This window comes from Variovorax sp. EBFNA2 (assembly GCF_033802765.1).
GTDB lineage: Bacteria > Pseudomonadota > Gammaproteobacteria > Burkholderiales > Burkholderiaceae_C > Variovorax > Variovorax paradoxus_H.
The window spans coordinates 2,044,356-2,063,231 of record NZ_CP138496.1 but is presented as its reverse complement, the minus strand read 5'-3'; the positions used below and the strand labels follow the sequence as shown (position 1 = coordinate 2,063,231).

Here is an 18,876-nt window from a genome sequence, read left to right as displayed (position 1 = left end):
GCCGCCGGTCGGAAGGTGCGGTGCACGCGCGTCAGCCAACTCCTGCACGCACTTCATCCCTTCTCCGGTCAACGGCTGGCGGCTTTGGCCGAAAGGTCCGGCTTTCACCTGCGCCTGCGCCGGCGCAGCCGTTCACCTTTTCCCACCCATGGAGCATTCCGATGAAGACCACCGTCAGCGACTTCGTGATCCAGCGCCTGCACGACTGGGGGGTGCGCCGTGTGTACGGCTACCCCGGCGACGGCATCAACGGACTCATCGGCGCGCTCGACCGCTTCGAGGGCCCGCTCGACTTCGTGCAGGTGCGGCACGAGGAACTGGCCGCCTTCATGGCCGCCGGCGACGCCAAGTTCTCGGGCGAGGTGGGCGTGTGCCTGGCCACCTCCGGGCCCGGCGCGATCCACCTGCTCAACGGCCTGTACGACGCCAAGCTCGACCACCAGCCGGTGGTTGCGCTCGTGGGGCAGCAGCAGCGCAGCGCGCTGGGCGGCGACTACCAGCAGGAGGTCGACCTCGTGTCGCTGTTCAAGGACGTGGCGCACGAGTTCGTGCAGATGGCCACCAGCGCCACGCAGGCGCGCCACCTGATCGACCGCGCCATGCGCATCGCGCGCGACCGGCGCGCCGTCACCTGCGTGATCTTTCCCAACGACGTGCAGGACCTGCCCGCCGTGCCGGCTCCGCCGCGCGAACACGGCACGGTGCACACCGGCATCGGCGCCACCGCGACGGCGCAGGTGCCGCCCGACGACGCGCTCGCGCAGGCCGCCGACATCCTCAATGCCGGCGAGCGCGTCGCCATCCTGGCCGGCGCGGGCGCGCTGCATGCGACCGACGAGCTCATCCATGTGGCCGAGCGCCTCGGGGCCGGCATCGCCAAGGCGCTGCTCGGCAAGGCCTGCGTGCCCGACGACCAGCCCTATGTGACGGGCGCCATCGGCATCCTCGGCACGCGCGCGAGTTCGCGCCTCATGGAAGGCTGCGACACGCTGCTGATCGTCGGCTCGTCGTTTCCGTATGCCGAGTTCCTGCCACCCGAAGGCCGGGCGCGCTGCGTGCAGATCGACACCGACCCGCGCGCGATCGGCCTGCGCTACCCGGCCGAGCTGGGGCTGGTGGGCGACAGCCGCGCCACGCTCGCGGCGCTGCTGCCGAAGCTGGAGCCCAAGCCCCATGGCGCGTGGCGGCGCGGCATCGAGGACGACGTGGCGCAGTGGTGGCGCGTGCTCGAAGCCCGCGCGCACGTCGAGGCCTCGCCGATCAATCCGCAGCGCGTGTTCTGGGAACTGTCGCCGCGCCTGCCCGAGCAGGCCGTGCTGACCTGCGACAGCGGCACCAGCGCGCACTGGTACGCGCGAGACGTCAAGCTGCGCCGCGGCATGAAGGCCAGCCTCTCGGGCGGGCTGGCGTCGATGGGGCCGGCCATTCCCTATGCGATTGCCGCCAAGTTCGTGCACCCCGACCGGCCGGTGGTCGCCATGGTCGGCGACGGCGCGATGCAGATGAACGGGCTCAACGGCCTCATCACCATCGCGCGGCTGTGGCGCGACTGGGCCGACCGCCGGCTGGTCGTGATGGTGCTCAACAACCGCGACCTGAACCTCGTCACCTGGGAACAGCGCGTGCTCGGCGGCGATCCGAAGTTCGAGGGCTCGCAGACACTGCCCGACTTTCCGTACGCACGCTTCGCCGAGATGCTGGGCCTGGGCGCAGTGCGGGTCGACACGCCCGAGGCGATCGGCCCCGCGTGGGACGCCGCCTTCGCGGCCGACCGGCCCATGCTGCTCGAGATGGTGACCGACGCCGCCGTGCCGCCCCTGCCGCCCGACGTGTCGATGGCGCAGGCGCGGGCGTACGTGTCGGCGCTGTGGCAAGGCGACCCCGAGGCGCTGCGCACGCTCAAGGCCGTCGTCAGGGAATACTGGGCCAGCCTGCGGGCCTGACAGGCGCCGAGGCTGGCAGGGGGCGGTCGCGGTGGCTCAGGCCATCGCGCCGAGTTCTTCCATGAGTTCTTCCTTGCGCTGCGCGAGCTGCTCGCGCATGGCGACGAGGTCGAGGCCGCGCGCCGCGCGCGCCTTCACGAAGATCTCGTTGCGCTCTTCCTTCACGTGGTGGTCGATGTACTCGCCCAGCACGATCACCTTGGCGTCGAACTTCTCGTCGATCTCGGTGGCCTCCTGGATCTGCGCGATCAGTTCCTTGGCGCTGGCGTGTTCGACCTCGGCTTCGTCGAGCAGGTCGGTTTCCTTGATGGCGGCGCGCAGCGCGGGGTAGAAGATTTCTTCCTCGATCTGCGCGTGGACGGTGAGCTCCATGCAGATCTCGTTGGCCAGTTCGCGCTTCTTCTGTTCCGCGGAGGCGGCGCGCGATTCGGCCAGTTCGCCGTACGTCTTGAACATCTTCTTCACGTGGCGGTGGTCGGTGTCGAGAAGGCTGCAGGCATCGGGTTCGTTGCGTCGGGTCGTGGGCATCGTGGGCTCCATGGGTTGAAGGAATAAAGGATGAAAGAAACGAAACGGAGATCGCACGATGGAATGCCGCGGCAGGGCACGGCGTAGGAAAGCTCCGTACCCGCGTGGCGGCGCACGGCGCAGGCTGCAACAACTCGCAACGCCGCCCACCGCACGCGTCGCCCGCGCTGCGTGCCCTGCGTGCGCCGCGTGCCGGCCTCGTCCGACCCGCAGGCGGTGCGCGGGCCTGACACGTCGACGGTGCGGGCGCGCTAGCGTCGGTGGGACGGCGCCGACCGACCTGTGATCGCCGGCCCGCAGCCTTTTCGAAAGGAGCTTTCCAATGATCCGCAAACTCGCTTCCGGCCAGTACCGCCTCTATGCCCGCAAGGTCGACCCGCAGACGGGCAAGCGCCGCAACCTGGGCACCTTCGACTCGCGCGAGGACGCCGAGCGGCACGAGCGCGAAGTGCAGTACTTCAAGCGCCGCCACTGACCCGCAGGCACCCGGCATGAAGCGCTCGGACTGGACCCGCGGCAACGCGGCGCAGTTGCTGGAAAACGGCGACGCCTTCTTTCCGCGCGTCTTCGAGGCCCTGGGCCAGGCCCGGCAGCTGGCCTTGCTGGAAACCTTCATCCTCAAGGATGACAAGGTCGGCCGGGCCCTGTGCGACGCGCTGTGCGGGTGCGCCGGGCGCGGCGTGCGCACCGTGCTCACGATCGACGGCTTCGGCTCGCCCGGGCTCTCCGAGGGCTTCCTCGGCCGGCTCACCGGGGCCGGCGTGCAGGTGCGCATCTTCGACCCGGGCCGCTCGCTCTTCGGTCAGCAGCTGAACCTGCTGCGGCGCATGCACCGCAAGCTGGTGGTGGTGGACGACGCCGTGGCCTTCGTCGGCGGCATCAACTTCTGCGCCGACCAGCTGCTGGACTTCGGCGAGATGGCCAAGCAGGACTACGCGGTGGAACTGCGCGGGCCGATCGTCGGACGCATCCGCGCCTTCATGCAACGCACGGCGAACACCGACGCGGCCCCGCCGCGGGCCCCGGTGGCGAGGGCGGGCACGGCCGCCGTGCTGTTCGCGGCCCGCGACGACAAGGCCTCGCCCGACGGCATCGAGAAGATCTACCGGCAGGCGATTCGCACGGCGCGCTCGCGCGTGTGCATCGCCAACGCCTATTTCTTTCCGGGCTACCGCCTCTTTCGCGACCTGTGCCGCGCGGCCGGGCGCGGCGTGGAGGTGAAGCTGTTCCTGCAGGGCATGCCCGACATGAAGTCGGTGCGCTTTGCCGCGCGGCTGCTCTACGGCCACCTGCTGCGCGCGGGCGTCGAGGTGCACGAGTACTGCGCCCGGCCGATGCACGGCAAGATCGCGATCGTGGACGACGGCTGGGCCACCGTCGGCTCCAGCAACCTCGACCCGCTGAGCCTGGCGCTCAACATGGAGGCCAACGTGGTCGTGATCAGCCGGTCGTTCAATGCCCAGGTGGCCGCGCGCCTCGCCATGCTGGAAACCCACTGCGAGCCCGTGCGCCAGGACACGCTGCCGTTCTGGAACCGGTGGCCGCCGCTGGGCAGCTTCATCGTGTTCCATGTGCTGCGCTGGGTCTCGCGCGTGGGCGCATGGCTGCCGCGCCGGCCGCAGCGCGTGAAGGCCCTGGGCGGCCGCGCAGACGCCGGACAGGGCCCTCGCCACCGTGCGCCGCCGCTGCGGTGACGCGCGCACCGCCCGTGCGCCGGGGCCCGCGTCTAGGCGCAGGTGTTGACGACGATGCGCAGCACCTCGACGCGCTCGGGCAGTTCGATGAGGAACTCCGGGTCGCGCGGCAGGTGGTGCACCGCGTTCGGATCGCCCCCGGTGAACGCGCGCATGGCCGCCACGTCGCGCCAGTAGGAGGTGGTGACGAACTCGGTCTCGGTGGCGCGGTCTTCGCGGAACAGCTGCACCGCGAGGGCCGTCTTGAGCAGCGGCGGAATGCCTTCCACCTGCAGGTAGCGCTCGTAGGCGTCGGCGCGGTCGCGCACGACGCGGCCGCGCCAGATGCGCGCGATCGTGGCGGCGCTCATACCGGCACCCCTTCGATCGTCCGGGCCGATGGCACCGGCAGATGCTGCGCCAGGAAGTCGCGCAGCCGCGGCAGCACCTCGGCCAGGTGCGTCTCGAGCAGCCAGTGCCCGCCATCGTCGAACGAATGGAACTGCGCGTCCGGCAGGTCGCGCAGGTAGGCGCGGCCGGCCTCGATCGGCATGTAGCCGTCCTGCGGTCCCCACAGGATCAGCGTGGGCGGGCGGTAGGTGCGCAGGTACTCCTGGTAGCGGGGAAACCATCGCAGGTTCTCCTTGAGCCCCTTCATGAGGCCCAGCGCAATGCCGCGCCGCGCGGGCGTGTTCATCAACTGCCAGTGAAGGCGCCAGAGATCGGGCGCGAGCCGCGGGGCGACACGCGACGGCACCTCGCCGATGAACTCTTCGCGAAAGCCTTCTTCGCTCACGGCGCGCTCCAGCACCGCGAGGTGGGCGGGACTCGGATCGTTCCAGTACGCCTGGATGGCGGCGTACTTCGGTCCCAGCGTGTCTTCGTAGATGTCGCCGTTCTGGATGATCAGCGCCGTCACACGCCCGGAACGCCGGATCGCGTGGCGCAGGCCGATCTGCGAGCCGTAGTCGTGCAGGTACAGCGCGTAGCGGCGCAGTTCGAGTGCGGCGGTGAAGCGGTCGAGAAAGTCTGCGTAGCCGTCGAAGTCGTACGTGAAGTGTTCATCGGGCGTGCCGCTGTAGCCGAAGCCCGGGAAATCGGGCGCCACCACGCGCCAGCGGTCCGCCAGCGCGGGCATCAGCGCGCGGTACTGGAAGGAAGAGCAAGGGTAGCCGTGCGGCAGCAGCAGCACGGGCGCCCCCACCGGGCCGGCCGCGCGGTAGAAGACCTCGACGCCGTCGATCTGCAACGTGCGGTGCGTCACCGCAGTCGTGCCGGCGGCCGCCGATGCAGGCGCCGCACGCGCGCCCGCCGGGGCGCTCATGGCCTCGTGCCGCCGCCCCGGCGGGACTGGCTCTGGTTGCCGCTGCCGACCTGGCTCTCACGGTCGTGGCGGCTTTCGGGCGTGCGGCGCGGCTCGTTGCGCGGCGTGAGGGGCTGGTGGCCGGCCTTGTTGTGGTCGGCGGACCGGTTCTCGCGGCCTTCGTCGTCGGTCGCGTCGTTCGGGTCGTTCTTTGGGGGATTGGGATTCGCCATCTCGGCTCCTTGAAATCGTGAGAAGTGCAAAGGCAAACGGAGAGAGGCTTCTTTGTGGTCCCGCGCGCCGCGCGCGCATGTGGGAGGAGGCCGACCCCGGCTGTCGTCCTCGCCGCGCGACGCCGCGCGACGCAATGGCAGCCCGGCCGCGCCAGCGCGCCACGTACTGCGTTTCCTACGCTGCAGGTCGCCCATCCCTGACAACACGCCGCCCCGACCTGCCTAGTCTGCGCAAGGTCAGCCATGAGATTTGCAATCCGGCGCTCGGCAGCTGGCATCTTCCTTTGGAGACCACCATGACCCTCTCACGTCTTTCCACGCTCCTGGCTTCCGGCACCCTCGTCCTGGCGGGCGTGGCTTTCGCCCAAGGCAATCCGCCCACGACGGCACCCGCCAATCCCGCCACCGGGGCCGGGCAGCAAAGCCCCACGGGCGGCCCGATGGGCACCACCGGCACGACGCCGCAGAACACGCAGAGCGGCAGCACCATGTCGTCGCCGCCGAGCACCGGCAGCACGGGTTCGAGCACGATGAACACACCCGCCCCCAGCACCGATTCGACGACCATGGCCGCCAACGAGCCGCGGCCTGCGCGTGCCGACCGCAACTGAGCCCGGCGGGCGGCCTGCGGCATCGCCGCCTGTGAAGCGCGCGACCCCGTTCACGGTCGCGTCGTTCGCGGGGGTGGTGCTGGCCGCGGCGCTGGCGGGCCTGCCGCCGCAGCCCGCCCGCGCCGCGCCGCTCCCCGCGGCTGAACAGTTCGCCCAGGCGGCCGCTGCCGCCGGCGACAACCTGTCGCAGCCCTTTGCCGTCATCGACAAGACGGCCGCGCGCCTGTACCTGTTCGACGGCAAGGGGCGCATGACCGCGTCGTCGCCCGTGCTGCTCGGCCTGGCGCGCGGCGACGATTCAGTCCCCGGCATCGGCACGCGGCCGATGGCCGACATCCGCGCCGAGGAGCGCACCACGCCCGCGGGGCGCTTCAACGCCGAACCGGGCACCAACACGGCAGGCGAAGACATCACCTGGATCGACTACGACGCCGCGATCTCGATGCACCGCGTGCGCGCCACGAACAAGAGCGAGCAGCGGCTGCAGCGGCTCGCCTCCGCCACCGTGAGCGACAACCGCATCTCGTACGGCTGCATCAATGTGCCGGTCGCGTTCTACGACCGGCATGTGAAGCCGATGTTCGCGAGCCGGGGGCGCGCGGTCTATGTGCTGCCCGAGGTGGCGTCGCTCGATGCGCGGTTTCCGTTCCTGCGGGCGGCCGGCAACTGAGGGGCGCAGGCGCTGGCCCTAGGTGGCCGGCGGCGCCTCGGCTGCGGCGGGTTCGCGCGGCAGCTCGTACAGGAAGAAAGGCGGCGCGTCGGGCCGGCTGCGCTGCAGCAGCGGCTTGGCCACGTTGTAGACGGGCACGCCGCTGATCGTGCGCCCCTGCGGCGTGCCCCGGTGCGCATGGCCGTGGAACACCGCATCGATCGGATAGCGCACCAGCGGGTCTTCCAGCCGGCTGCTGCCCAGGAACGGATAGATCTCCACCGGCTCGCCTTCGACCGTGCCGACCACGGGCGCGTAGTGCAGCAGCGCGATGCGCCGCCGCGTGCGCAGCTTGGCCAGCGCCGACTCGAGCTTCATCGCCTCGTTCAGCGCCTCCTGCACGAACAGCTTGATCGCGGGCTCACCCCACGCGCCCAGCGCGCCGCGGCCGAAGCCGCCGCCGAAGCCTTTCACGCCCGCGATGCCCACGCCTTCGATCTCGCACACCGAACCGTCGAGCACGCGCACGCCGGCGTGCGCAAGCGTGGAGGTCACCACTTCGGGCGTGCCCGATTCGTAGTCGTGGTTGCCCAGCACGGCGACGATGGGAATGTGCACCGCGCCCAGTTCCTCGGCGAGCACGCGGGCTTCTTCTTCGGTGCCGTAGTCGGTCAGGTCGCCGCACAGCAGCAGCGCGTCGGCTTCTTCGTTCGCCTGCGCGAACAGGCTGCGCAAGGTGCCGCCGGCATCCTTCTGGACATGGATGTCGCCGACGGCGGCGAAGCGGATGTGGGAGGAGGATTTGGGCGTGGGCATGGGTGATCCGGTCGGTGGCGCTTCAAACGTGGGAACCAGCCTGTACCCCGCCGCGCGCGGCCGTCATCGGCCTCCTCCCGCAGCGGCTGTAGGCGCCTGCCGACGCGCGATGGGGCCGTTGGCTTTGCCCTGTCGCCCCGTGGCCGCGCGACCTTTCACGCATGCCATCGACCACCACGCTCGCCCCTTCGCTCGAGGAAGAAGTTCCGCCCGGCGTGGCCGACTTCTATCGGCGCAGCCTGCGTGCCCTGCGCGATGCGGGCATTCCCTTCCTGGTGGGCGGCGCCTTTTCGCTGGCCTGCTACACGGGCATCCGCCGCGCGACGAAAGACTTGGACCTGTTCATCCTGCGCGAAGACTTCGAACGCATCGCGCAGCTGATGCAGCAGCACGGCTGGCGCACCGAACTCACCTATCCGCACTGGCTGGCCAAGGTGTACGACGGCGATGCGTTCATCGACCTGATCTTCAACTCTGGCAACGGCGTGACGCCGGTCGATGCGCGCTGGTTCCACGGCAACTGCCGCGCCGACGTTCTGGGCGTGCCGGTGCTGGTGGCCAACGTCGAGGACAGCCTGTTGTCGAAGGCCTTCATCATGGAGCGCGAGCGCTACGACGGCGGCGACATCGCCCACCTGCTGCTGGCCCGCGCCGATCGGCTCGACTGGGCCAGCCTGCTGGAGCGCTTCGGCCCGCACTGGCGCGTGCTGCTGACGCACCTCACGCTGTTCGGCTACATCTACCCCGGGGAGCGCCACCGCATTCCCGACTGGGTGATGGCCCGCCTGATCGATCGCCTCACCGACGAAATGCACGGCCCGCCTGCACCATCGCAGCGCCAGGTGTGCGCAGGCACCCTGCTGTCGCGCGAGCAGTACCTGCACGATGTCGAACAGGCCGGCTACGTCGACGTGCGCCTCACGCCGGCCAGCGGCATGACGGAACGCGACGTGGCGGTGTGGACGCGGGACATCGATCACGCTCCCGCAGCGCCGCGTGACCCCACCGACCCCGCTGATGACAGGGAGCAACCCCATGCAGGAGGTTCCCATGGACGATGACAACCTGTGGCGCATCGAAGAACAGTTCTGGTCTGCCGGCGCCGACTTCTACGAACAGCACCTGTCTGAAGACGTGCTGATGGTGTTTCCCGCCCCCGCCGGCGTGCTGGATCGCGCGGCGACGCTGGCGTCGATCCAGTCCGGCAGCCGCTGGGTCCACGCCAATTTCGAAAAGCGGCAACTGCTGCGGCCCACCGACCACGTGGCCATGCTGGTCTATTCGGTGACGGCGTCGCGGCATGAAGGCGTGGCCTACCGCGCGTTGTGCAGCTCGACGTACGTGAAGCAAGGCGATGCGTGGCTGCTGAGCTTGCACCATCAGACGCCGCAGTGAGGAGATCGCCCGGCGCGCCTCGTGCACCTCGTGCGCATCGCGCGCAGGCGGCACCCGTGCGTGCTTCCTTTGCACCACCGGCTTTTCGGTGGTTGTCCTACAGATCGGGCCGCGCAGAAGACTAGACCTGTACCTGCACCGGCCCGGGCCGTGTGCGCCCCGATTCATTGCCGCCGACTGCGGCGCCCCACTCTCTTTTTTCAAAGGATTCCAGATGCGAAAAGTCAACGCTGTGATGACCCGCGATGTCGAGGTCATCAGTCCTGACGCCACCATCGCCGAAGCGGCCCGACGCATGCGCGACGGCGACTTCGGGATGATGCCCGTGGGCGAGAACGACCGCATGATCGGCGCGATCTCGGACCGGGACATCGCCATCCGCGGCATCGCCGAGGGACACGACGGCAACGCCAAGGTGCGCGACGTCATGTCGGACGGCATCCGCTGGGCCTACGAGGACGACGCCGTCGATCATGCGGCGCAGCTCATGGCCGAGCACCAGGTCCGGCGCCTGCCCATCGTCGACCGCGACAAGCGGCTCGTGGGCATCCTGGCGCTGGCCGATGTCGCGGTGAAGGAGCGCAAGGCCAAGCCGGCCACCGAAGCGCTGTGCGGCATCTCGCAACCCGTCGAGGCCTGAGAAGGTCCCGCACCACCGCTTCCTTCCCTTCCCTTCTGTCTTTCCTGGAGGATCTGCCATGCACGTCGCACCTTCCCGCCTGCTTGCAGCCGCTGCCATCGCGTCCACCCTCGCCGTGACCGGCTGCACGGTCACCCGGCCCACCGGAGCGGCGAACGACGTCCCGGCGTCGTCGGCATCGGCCATCGATGCCCAGGTCGATGCGTCGCTGTCCAGGCTCTATGACACCGTTGCCGGTTCGCGCGCGATGGTCGCGGGCGCCCAGGGCGTGCTGGTCTTTCCTTCCGTGGTCGGCGGCAGCCTGGGTGTCGGGGCCGAATACGGGCGCGGCGCCCTGCGCACCGGTGGCCGCACGCAGGCCTACTACAGCACGACCGCCGGCTCCATCGGCTTCCAGGCCGGTGCCCAGTCGAAGGCCGTCTTCTACGTGTTCAATTCCAAGGAGGCACTGGACAAGTTCCGCCAGAACCGCGGCTGGACCGTGGGCGCCGACGCGACCGTCGCGCTGGCACGCTACGGCGCCAACGGCGTCATCGACACGAGCACCTTCCGGCAGCCCGTGGTCGCTTTCGTGATGACCAATGTGGGGCTGGAAGCCGGTGCCTCGGTGCAGGGCGCGAAGGTGACGGAAATCCGGCCTTGAGCCTTGCGATGGGCTTGCCGACGCTGCGCCCTGCCATTGTCGAAGCCCCGTCCACGCTGGGCCTGGCAACGGACGGGGTGGAGCGCTTGCCCAACCGGCTCCTTGCACTCGGCCTGGCGCGGCGTCTCCATGCACGCCGCGCCGGCCGGCTGGCGGTGCCGGCGAAGAACCCCACGCCCGATCCCGAGACGGGTACGTTGAATGCCAGCGCCATCGCGGCGTGGTCGCCCCGGCTCGCCGACGCGGTGGAAGCGGTGCTGGACGCGGGCGAATTTCCGATCGTTCTGGGCGGTGATTGCACGGTCGTTCTGGGCTCGATGCTCGCGCTGCGACGGCGAGGCCGCTACGGCCTGTTCTTCATCGACGGCAATGCCGATTTCTTCCAGCCCGAGGCGGAACCCCACGGCGAAGGCGCATCGATGGACCTGGCCTTCGTCACCGGCCACGGGCCGCCGCAGCTCACCGACATCGAAGGTCGCGGGCCGCTGGTCCGTCCCGAAGACGCGGTCGCGTTCGCCTACCGCGATCACAAGGACCAGGAAGACCACGGAAGCCAGCCGCTCCCCCAGGAACTCAAGGCGATCGACCTCCCCGCCGTGCGCGCCATGGGCATCGAGGCCGCCGCGGGCGAAGCGGTGGCGCACCTGACGCGAGCGGAACTGGACGGCTTCTTCATCCATCTGGACGCCGACTGTCTCGACGACGCCCTCATGCCGGCCGTCGATTTCCGCGTGCCGGGCGGGTTGTCGTGGGACGAACTGGCGACCGCGCTCCGGGTGGCCCTGGCGAGCGGCAAGGCCGTCGGCCTGGAGGTCACCATCTACAACCCCCGCCTGGATGCGGACGGCAGCGCGGGGCGCGGCCTGGTCGACGTGTTGGCGGCGGCGTTCGGAACAGCAGCGTCCTGAAAAGCCCGTGGTCGCCTCGGCTGTGCGCCGAAGGCTCCGCGTCCCCTCAGAGCACCGACGCTTCACCCGCCGCTGCATCGTCCTCCCGCATCGGCACCTCGCTGGCCACCAGGGGCGTGCCGAGGGGCGCGCCGGCCTTCCCGACCTGGACCGCCGCCATGTCGGCGTCGTTCGGGTACTGGTCCGCAATCCAGTAGTCGAACACCCGCCGCACGATCGGCGCCGCATGCGCCGCGCCGAAGCCCGCGTTCTCGACGACGGCCGCTACCGCGATGCTCGGGTCTTCGGCCGGGGCGAACGCCATGTACAGCGCGTGATCGCGCTGGCGCGCATCCAGCGCCTTGCCGCTCGCGCGCGCTTTCGCACTCAGGCCCACGGCCTGCGACGTGCCCGTCTTGCCCGCCGAGGTGTAGGCGGCGCCGGCAAACACGCGGGTGCCGGTGCCGCCCCGGGTGACCGCCACCATCGCGTCGCGCACCACCTGGACGTGCTTGCGCGCATAGCCCAGGTCCTGGGCCGGGGGCTGCACCTGCCGCACCACCTGCCCGCTCGCCGTGTCGCGGATCGCACGCACCAGGTGCGGCTGAAAGCGCACGCCGCCGTTCGCCAGCGTGGCGTTGGCCGAGGCCAGTTGCAGCATCGTGAAGCTGTTGTAGCCCTGCCCGATGCCCAGCGAAATCGTCTCGCCCGGGTGCCAGGTCTTCATGTCGGCGCGCCGGTAGGCCGCGCGCTTCCACGCCTTGCTCGGCAGCACGCCGCGCGATTCGCCCTGCAGGTCGATGCCGGTGAGCTGTCCGAAGCCCAGGGGCGCCATGAAGTCGTGGATCAGGTCGACGCCCATCTCGGCGGCCAGCGAATAGAAATAGGTGTTGCTCGACAGCTGGATGGCGCGGTGCATGTCGACGCCGCCCAGTCCGCCCCGATGGCTGCGGAACGTGCGCCCGCCGAAGTTGTAGAAGCCCGGGTCGTTCTCCACCTTGTCGGCCGCGCGCTTGCCGGTCTGCAGCGCCGCCATCGCCATGAAGGGCTTGTAGGTGGAGCCCGGCGGATACGTGCCGCGCAGCGCGCGGTTCAGCAGCGGGTTGTCGGGCGACTCGATCAGCGCCTTCCAGCTCTGCGTGTCGATGCCCTCGACGAACAGGTTGGGGTCGAAGGTGGGCTTGCTCACGAAGGCCAGCACCTCGCCGCTCTTCGGGTCGATGGCGACCAGCGCGCCGCGGCGCTCGCCGAACATGTCTTCCACCAGCTTCTGCAGCTTGATGTCCAGCGACAGCACCACCGTCTGGCCCGGCCTGGCGGGGTGACGGGCCAGGCGGCGGACCGCGTGCCCGCCGGCCGAGGTTTCCATCTGCTCCACGCCGGTCTGACCGTGCAGCGCGTGTTCGTAGCTCTGCTCGATGCCGACCTTGCCGATGTAGTCGGTGCCCCGGTAGTTGGCGCGCTCGTCTTCGGCCCAGTCGTCCATGGCGGTCTTCTCGCGCTGGTTGATGCGGCCGATGTAGCCGATCACGTGCGCGCCCACCTCGCCGTGCGGATAGCTGCGGAACAGCCGCGCCTTGATTTCCACCCCGGGGAAGCGGTAGCGCTGCGCCGCGAAGCGCGCCACCTCTTCATCGCTCAGGCGGGTGCGGATGGGAAGCGAGTCGAAGCTGCGCGAATCTTCGCGCAGGCGCTGGAAGCGGCGACGGTCCTTGGGCGTCACTTCGAGCAGCGCCCCCAGCTCGTCGATGACCGTGGTGATGTCGTCCACCTTCGACGGCGTGATCTCCAACGTGTAGGCCGCGTAGTTGGACGCGAGCACCACGCCGTTGCGGTCCAGGATCTGCCCGCGGTTGGGAACCACGGGCACGATCGCCGTGCGATTGCTCTCGGCCCGGTCCGACAGCGTTTCGTGGCGCACCACCTGCAGGTAGACCAGCCGTGCGCCGATCAGTCCGAATCCGAACAGCACCGCGCAGCCGACCACCACCACGCGGCGGCGAAAAAGGGCGAGCTCGGCGGCGGCATTGCGGATTTCATTCATCTGGCGAAGGGGGAGAAGGGAGGAAGGAACAGAAGGGGCGGAAAAGCCCGATAGGAGGCCCTCCTCGCCCGAAGGTTCCGCCCCTCGGCTGTCATTCGACGAATGAATGCGCCCGGAAGTCAGCCCGGCCTCGCGCAGCGTTGCGCAGACCGGGCGGCACCGGGTCCGCCGCGCCCCGCGACCGCCTCAGCTGAACACGCTCTCCAGGTCGACCTCTTCGGCGCTGTCGTCCAGCTTCAGGCTCTGCTCGATGTGGTCGAGGTGATGCAGCATGAGCTTCTCGGCGCGCGCGGCGTCGCCGCGGTTCACGGCGGCGACGATTTCCTCGTGCTCGTCGGCACGGCAGCTGGTGGCCGTGGGCGCGTCGTACAGCGAGATGATCAGGCAGGTCAGCACCGACAGCTCGCGCATCGAGCGCGCCAGTGCCGAGTTGCCGGCCAGCTCGGCCAGCAGCACATGGAACTCGCCCGACAGCCGCACGATGGCGCGCTTGTCGTCGCGGCGGCGCGCGTCGGCCTCGAGCTCGATGTGGCGTTGCAGGCGCTCCCGCTTGGCGTCGTCGAGCGTGCGGATGAGCCGGCGCAGCACGCCGGGTTCGATGAGGCGGCGCGCCTCGAACACATCCTGCGCCTGCTCGATGGTGGGCTTGGCGACGAAGGCGCCGCGCTGCGGCACCAGCTCGACGATCTGTTCATGCGCCAGCCGGGCCAACACCTCGCGCACCTTGGCGCGGCTGGTCGCGAAGATCGTGGCCAGCCGGTCCTCGCCCAGCTTCGTACCCGGCGCGAGACGGTGTTCCAGGATGGCGGCCGAAATCTTTTCGGCGATCTCGTCGACGCTGTGTTCGCGTGCGGTGGTGGCACCGGTCGTGCCGGTGGCGCCAGTCGCGCCGTTCGCGCTGGTCTTGCGGGCTGGGGCTTTGGTGGGCATCGGCGCCGATTCTATCGACGCACCCTCCAGGCTGCAGTGCGCCACGGGGCTCACAACCTCAGCCTGCGGTGCGTGCGCCGTCGCGCGCGAGCAGCCGCGCCAGCGCCTCGGGCAGGCCCTGGTTGGGCTTGATCGGCGGCGGTGCAAAACTGCCCAGCCGCGCCGGCGCGGGCGCCAGCGACACGAGCGTCTGCGCATGGCACACGGCGCTCGACACGCCGTCGACCACCGGCACCGGAATGCGGTCCTTGATCGAGCGTGCCAGGCCCGCCAGCGGCGCGCCGGCAATGATGATCACGTCCGCGCCGTCGTCCTCGATGGCCGACATGCACAAGGCCTCCAGGCGCTGGCCGTGGTCGTCCTGCACGTGGCCGATGTCCTTGAGCGGGCCGTCGAGGCTGCGGATGCTCGCGAGCCGGTCGATGAGGCCGTTGGCCTGCACGCACTCGCGGTACCAGGCCGTGATGCGGCGCGAGATCGCGATGATCGAGAAGCGCTTGCCCAGCAGGCACGCACTCATCAACGCGGCTTCGGTGAGGCCGACCACGGGAATGTCGAGCGCCTCGCGTAGGCCGTCGATGCCGGGGTCGCCAAAGGCCGCGACCACGATGGCGTCGTGCCGCGTGTGGTGTTCGGCCGCGAGCGTGGCGGTTGCATACGCGCCGATCAGCGATTCGAAGCGGGTCTCGATGTAGGCCACGCCGAAGGGCGCCGTGAGCACCTCGATGCGCGTGTCGCTCGCGGCCGCGCGGCGGGCTTCGGCCGCGATCAGGTCGGAGACGCTTTGCGAGGTGTTGGGGTTGATCAGCAGCAGGTTCATGGCATGTCTCCAGGCGAAAGGCTCAGGCCGGTCGGCGGCTCGGCAGCAAGGTGGGCTCGCCCCGGCGCAGGAATTCTCCACGTCCGGCGCGCGGATGGAAACGTTCGCCGTCCCACACGACCTCGCCGCGCGCCAGCGTCAGTGCCGGCCAGGCTTTCACCTCGATGCCTTCATAAGGCGTGTAGTCGACGTCGTGGTGCAGATCGGCATTGCGGATCGCGCGCGGCGTGGTGCCCCAGACCACGAGGTCGGCATCGGCGCCGACGGCGATCGTGCCCTTGCGCGGGTGCAGCCCGTAGGCCTTGGCCGGGTTGGTGGACGTCAGCTCGACGAACTTGTTGATGGTGATGCGCCCGTCGAGCACGCCGTGCGAAAACAGCAGCGGCAGCCGCGTCTCGATGCCCGGAATGCCGTTGGGGATGTGGCGGAACGCGACCTCTTCGCCGCCGGGCTTCTTGCCCTCGGGCGCGTCGTAGCGGAACGGCGCGTGATCCGAAGAGAAGATCGTGAAGAGCCCATCGGACAGCCCGTTCCAGATCACCTGCTGGTTCTCGCGGTTGCGCGGCGGCGGGCTGCAGACGCAGCGCGCGCCCTGGTAGCTGTCGTCGATGCCGAGGTCTTCGGCGGTCAGGAACAAATACTGCGGACAGGTTTCGGCGAACACGCTCAGGCCATGCGCGCGCGCCCAGCGGATCTGCTCGACCGCTTCGCGCCCCGACACGTGCACGATCATGATCGGCACGTCGACCAGCTCCGACAGCGCAATGGCGCGGTGCGTCGCCTCGCGCTCCACCAGCATCGGCCGCGAGTGCGCGTGAAAGCGCGGCGCCGTGCGCCCGTTGGCTTCGAGCCGCTTGGTCAGCCACTCGATGCAGTCGGCGTTCTCGGCGTGGATCATGGCCATCGCGCCCTGCTCTCTTGCCACCGACAGCACGTCGAGGATCTGGCCGTCGTCCAGCTTCAGATCGTCGTAGGTCATGTAGATCTTGAACGAGGTGTAGCCCTCGGCGATGAGCTGCGGCAGCTCGTGCTTGAGCACTTCTTCGGTCGGGTCGCTCACGATCAGGTGGAAGGCGTGGTCGACGTGGGCGCGGCCCTCGGCGCGCCGGTGGTAGTCCTGCACGGCGGCGCGCAGCGACTGGCCCTTCTGCTGCGCGGCGAACGGGATCACGGTGGTCGTGCCGCCGCAGGCCGCGGCGCGCGTGCCGGTGTCGAAGTCGTCGGCCATGCGCACCGGCGGCTCCATCGGCTGGTCGAGGTGGCAGTGCGCATCGACGCCGCCCGGCGTCACGTAGCGGCCGGCGGCATCGATCTCCTGCCGACCGGGCGGCAGGCCGAGGCCGAGCTGCACGATGCGGCCGTCGCGGATGCCGATGTCCGAATCGAAGGTGTCGCTGGCGGTGGCAACGCGGGCGTTGCGCACCACGAGATCGAGGTCGCGGAAGGTCATGGTCTTTCTGTGCTTTTCTGTCTATGTCTGGCGGGATCGGTGGGTCTCAGGCTTTCGCGTCGAACAGCCGGCCCCAGCCCTTCACGGCGCTCGGCTCGACGCCGACCGTCTTCAGTGCGCGCCAGACCACGGTGGCCACCGAGTCGTAGATCGGGATGCCGAGTTCGCGCTCCATCTCCTCGACCAGCTGTGCGCCGCTCAGGTTGGTGCACATGATCGTGATGGCGTCGGGGCGCTGCTGCGCCACCTCGCGCAGCATGCGGCGCAGCGTGTCGGGCTCAACCTCGCTGAACGAGAAGTTCACCGTCAGGTCCAGATGCCGCTCGGCCACGCAGTCGATGCCGATGCCCGCGTAGTTGGCAACGATGCGCTGCTGCACGTCATCGACGTACGGCGACACCAGGCCCAGCGTGCGCGCGCCCTGCGCGGCCAGCAGCTCGTTGAGCGCCAGCACCGAGGTGGTCGCCGGAATGCCCGTCGCTTTGGTGATGCGTGCGCACAGCGCCTGGTCTTTCTCGAAGCCGAGCCAGCTGGCCGAGGTGCCGCTCCAGCAGATGGTGTCGACGCGCGCATCGGCCAGCAGCCGTGCGGCCTCAAGGATCTTGCGGTCGTCGAACTGGTTGAGCGATGCGTCGCGCATCGAGATCTCGGTGACGGTGAAGCGCGAGAAATGCGCCGACACGCCGGGCACGCCCGCGACCATCGCGCTGGTCAGCGGCTCGAGCGCGGTGTTCGACGAAGGCGTGAGCACGCCGATGAGTTTGCGAGGGGTCATGGGAGTCGAGTTGGGTGGCATCAGACCGGCAGCTTCTTGCTGTAGTCGATCAGCATCGTCGAGCAGACGAAGAGGCCCGCGCCGGCGGCCGTGAACAGCATGAGCGCCATGAAGTACGAGCCCGTGGCCTGCACGATCAGGCCGACCACGATCGGCACGCCGATGCCCGCCACGTTGCCCCCGAGGTTCATGGTGCCGCCCAGGAAGCCGACCTTGGCGCGCGTGCCGAGGATCGACGGCACGCACCAGAACAGGCCGCACCAGCGCAGGAAGAACAGCGTGACCGACAGCAGCACGACCACGGCGACCGGGTTCGTGATCTGCGTCACCATGAAGATGGCGATGGTCGCGATGATCGACGAGATGCCGAACAGCGTGCGCAGCACCTTGCTCTGCGACGCGCCGGCAGCCATCCATTTGTCGGCCAGCCAGCCGCCGAACATTTCGCCGACGAAGCCCGAGAAGAACATGATGAACACCGCGCCGCCCATCTGCTTGATGTCGAAGCCGTGCACCTTCGACAGGTAGTTGGGCATCCACGTGAGCAGGCCGTAGAACAGCGCGTTGAAGCACATCCAGCCGAAGAACATGCCCCACACCGAGCGGTAGCGGAAGAAGTCGAGCACGCGACCGCTCGCGTTGGCCGATTCCTTGGCGGCGTCAGCGGCATGGCTGGCCTCGATGTAGCGCGCCTCGGCTTCGTTCACGCCGGGATGCTGGCGCGGATGGTTGCGGATGTAACTCCAAGCGAAGTAGCCGGCGATCACGGTGCCGACACCGGCAACGACGAAGGCCGTGCGCCACGAGCCGAACAAGGCGATCAGCCCCGAGATCAGGATCGCGCCCAGCGCCGCACCCAGCGGCGCGCCGCCGTCGAGCAAGGTGGCGCCCCGCCCGCGTTCGGTCTGCGTCATCCAGATGCCGTTGAGCTTGCCGCCCGCGGGGTAGATCGGCGCTTCGGCCGCGCCCAGGCCCAGCCGCGTGAGCAGCAAAGGCACCCAGCCCGTGCAGACGGCGGCGATGGCCTGGAAGAAGCCCCAGCCCACGGTGGCGCCGGCAATGACGACGCGCGGGCCGAAGCGGTCGGCCAGCATGCCGCCCGGGATCTGCATCAGCGCATAGGTCCAGAAGAACGAGCTGAGCAGCAGGCCCTGCACGGCCGGGCCGATGTCGAACTCCTTGGCGATCAGCGGCATGGCCACCGAGAGCGAGGCCCGGTCGATGTAGTTGATCGAGATCAGGAACAACATCATCAGAAAGATCTTCCAGCGCACCTTGGTGGGCTGGAGCGCGGCATCGGGTGCTGAGGCAGGTGCTGCGGCGGTCGCCTTGGCGCCGTCCGTCATGGTGTTTTGCATCGGTTTGTCTCCTTGCAGTGGCACGGATGCCAGCTTGCAAGGAAACGACCCGGCACGCTGACGAACTTTGCAGTCGCGGGTCGGGCTGGTCCGGGCCAGTGCACCACCGAGGCTGTGGAGCGGAATTTAGGCTTTGTCGAAATCAACGTCAACAACAATGTCGACAATCTTGTTAACG

The 18,876-nt window shown here is 69.3% G+C and carries 21 protein-coding genes; 10 read left to right on the top strand and 11 right to left on the bottom strand.

From position 1 onward, the window contains the following. Window positions 1–161 precede the first annotated feature (161 nt). Window positions 162–1,943 (top strand): thiamine pyrophosphate-requiring protein, encoded by a 1,782-nt coding sequence (locus tag RZE79_RS09485; RefSeq protein WP_319360159.1) that lies wholly within the window; start codon window positions 162–164, stop codon window positions 1,941–1,943. Window positions 1,944–1,979: 36 nt separating this feature from the next. Here RZE79_RS09485 and RZE79_RS09480 read toward each other — a convergent pair whose 3' ends face one another. Beyond that, a complete protein-coding gene (locus RZE79_RS09480) occupies window positions 1,980–2,471 on the bottom strand; it encodes a hemerythrin domain-containing protein (protein ID WP_153285289.1) in 492 nt (163 codons plus the stop codon). Window positions 2,472–2,793: 322 nt separating this feature from the next. Here RZE79_RS09480 and RZE79_RS09475 point away from each other — a divergent pair, with 322 nt between their 5' ends. Further along, window positions 2,794–2,946: a hypothetical protein gene (locus tag RZE79_RS09475; RefSeq protein WP_153285290.1), complete on the top strand. Its 153-nt coding sequence runs from the start codon at window positions 2,794–2,796 to the stop codon at window positions 2,944–2,946. Window positions 2,947–2,962: 16 nt separating this feature from the next. Next, window positions 2,963–4,165, top strand: a complete 1,203-nt coding sequence (clsB, locus tag RZE79_RS09470; RefSeq protein WP_319360155.1) for a cardiolipin synthase ClsB — start codon at window positions 2,963–2,965, stop codon at window positions 4,163–4,165. 32 nt (window positions 4,166–4,197) lie between these two features. Here the strand turns inward: clsB and RZE79_RS09465 are convergent, their stop codons facing one another. The 3 genes from RZE79_RS09465 to RZE79_RS09455 are packed head-to-tail and all read right to left on the bottom strand — an operon-like array spanning window position 4,198 to window position 5,680. Continuing rightward, window positions 4,198–4,515 carry a hypothetical protein gene (locus RZE79_RS09465; RefSeq protein WP_153285292.1) on the bottom strand — a complete coding sequence of 106 codons (318 nt, stop codon included), beginning with the start codon at window positions 4,513–4,515 and terminating at the stop codon, window positions 4,198–4,200. Further along, a complete protein-coding gene (locus RZE79_RS09460; RefSeq protein WP_319360152.1) occupies window positions 4,512–5,468 on the bottom strand; it encodes an alpha/beta hydrolase in 957 nt (318 codons plus the stop codon). The genes RZE79_RS09465 and RZE79_RS09460 overlap by 4 nt, the downstream gene beginning before the upstream one ends. After that, complete coding sequence (locus tag RZE79_RS09455; protein WP_319360150.1) at window positions 5,465–5,680, bottom strand: hypothetical protein; 216 nt, start codon at window positions 5,678–5,680, stop codon at window positions 5,465–5,467. Before RZE79_RS09455 ends, RZE79_RS09460 begins: the two co-directional genes overlap by 4 nt. Window positions 5,681–5,976: 296 nt before the next feature. On the opposite strand from RZE79_RS09455, the gene RZE79_RS09450 reads away from it, so the two are divergent. Then, entirely contained in the window at window positions 5,977–6,291 is a 315-nt protein-coding gene (locus RZE79_RS09450; RefSeq protein WP_153285295.1) for a proteophosphoglycan ppg4, read from the top strand. Window positions 6,292–6,322: 31 nt separating this feature from the next. After that, complete coding sequence (locus tag RZE79_RS09445; RefSeq protein WP_319360147.1) at window positions 6,323–6,961, top strand: L,D-transpeptidase; 639 nt, start codon at window positions 6,323–6,325, stop codon at window positions 6,959–6,961. An 18-nt stretch (window positions 6,962–6,979) separates the two neighbouring features. Here RZE79_RS09445 and RZE79_RS09440 read toward each other — a convergent pair whose 3' ends face one another. After that, window positions 6,980–7,756, bottom strand: coding sequence for a metallophosphoesterase (locus RZE79_RS09440; RefSeq protein ID WP_319360145.1), 777 nt, complete (start codon window positions 7,754–7,756; stop codon window positions 6,980–6,982). Between the two features lie 161 nt (window positions 7,757–7,917). Here RZE79_RS09440 and RZE79_RS09435 point away from each other — a divergent pair, with 161 nt between their 5' ends. From RZE79_RS09435 to RZE79_RS09415, 5 genes are all read left to right on the top strand, one after another. Then, a complete protein-coding gene (locus tag RZE79_RS09435) occupies window positions 7,918–8,817 on the top strand; it encodes a nucleotidyltransferase (protein WP_319360143.1) in 900 nt (299 codons plus the stop codon). Next, complete coding sequence (locus RZE79_RS09430; protein ID WP_319360141.1) at window positions 8,807–9,151, top strand: nuclear transport factor 2 family protein; 345 nt, start codon at window positions 8,807–8,809, stop codon at window positions 9,149–9,151. Before RZE79_RS09435 ends, RZE79_RS09430 begins: the two co-directional genes overlap by 11 nt. A gap of 214 nt (window positions 9,152–9,365) precedes the next feature. Continuing rightward, complete coding sequence (locus RZE79_RS09425; protein ID WP_153285299.1) at window positions 9,366–9,791, top strand: CBS domain-containing protein; 426 nt, start codon at window positions 9,366–9,368, stop codon at window positions 9,789–9,791. Between the two features lie 58 nt (window positions 9,792–9,849). Beyond that, complete coding sequence (locus tag RZE79_RS09420) at window positions 9,850–10,434, top strand: YSC84-related protein (RefSeq protein ID WP_153285300.1); 585 nt, start codon at window positions 9,850–9,852, stop codon at window positions 10,432–10,434. After that, a complete protein-coding gene (locus RZE79_RS09415) occupies window positions 10,431–11,342 on the top strand; it encodes an arginase family protein (RefSeq protein WP_319360136.1) in 912 nt (303 codons plus the stop codon). The genes RZE79_RS09420 and RZE79_RS09415 overlap by 4 nt, the downstream gene beginning before the upstream one ends. Window positions 11,343–11,388: 46 nt before the next feature. Here the strand turns inward: RZE79_RS09415 and mrdA are convergent, their stop codons facing one another. The 6 genes from mrdA to RZE79_RS09385 form a co-directional block, all read right to left on the bottom strand. Then, the gene (gene mrdA / locus RZE79_RS09410) at window positions 11,389–13,365 is read right to left on the bottom strand and encodes a penicillin-binding protein 2 (RefSeq protein WP_319360134.1); all 1,977 of its coding nucleotides are present in this window, start codon (window positions 13,363–13,365) and stop codon (window positions 11,389–11,391) included. Window positions 13,366–13,551: 186 nt separating this feature from the next. Then, the gene (locus tag RZE79_RS09405) at window positions 13,552–14,295 is read right to left on the bottom strand and encodes a GntR family transcriptional regulator (RefSeq protein ID WP_319360132.1); all 744 of its coding nucleotides are present in this window, start codon (window positions 14,293–14,295) and stop codon (window positions 13,552–13,554) included. A gap of 58 nt (window positions 14,296–14,353) precedes the next feature. Next, window positions 14,354–15,115 (bottom strand): aspartate/glutamate racemase family protein, encoded by a 762-nt coding sequence (locus tag RZE79_RS09400; RefSeq protein WP_319360130.1) that lies wholly within the window; start codon window positions 15,113–15,115, stop codon window positions 14,354–14,356. Window positions 15,116–15,137: 22 nt separating this feature from the next. Beyond that, window positions 15,138–16,565 carry a dihydropyrimidinase gene (gene hydA, locus RZE79_RS09395; protein ID WP_319360128.1) on the bottom strand — a complete coding sequence of 476 codons (1,428 nt, stop codon included), beginning with the start codon at window positions 16,563–16,565 and terminating at the stop codon, window positions 15,138–15,140. Window positions 16,566–16,611: 46 nt separating this feature from the next. Continuing rightward, the gene (locus RZE79_RS09390) at window positions 16,612–17,340 is read right to left on the bottom strand and encodes an aspartate/glutamate racemase family protein (RefSeq protein WP_319360126.1); all 729 of its coding nucleotides are present in this window, start codon (window positions 17,338–17,340) and stop codon (window positions 16,612–16,614) included. A gap of 20 nt (window positions 17,341–17,360) precedes the next feature. Next, the gene (locus RZE79_RS09385; RefSeq protein WP_373696547.1) at window positions 17,361–18,698 is read right to left on the bottom strand and encodes an MFS transporter; all 1,338 of its coding nucleotides are present in this window, start codon (window positions 18,696–18,698) and stop codon (window positions 17,361–17,363) included. Window positions 18,699–18,876 lie beyond the last annotated feature (178 nt).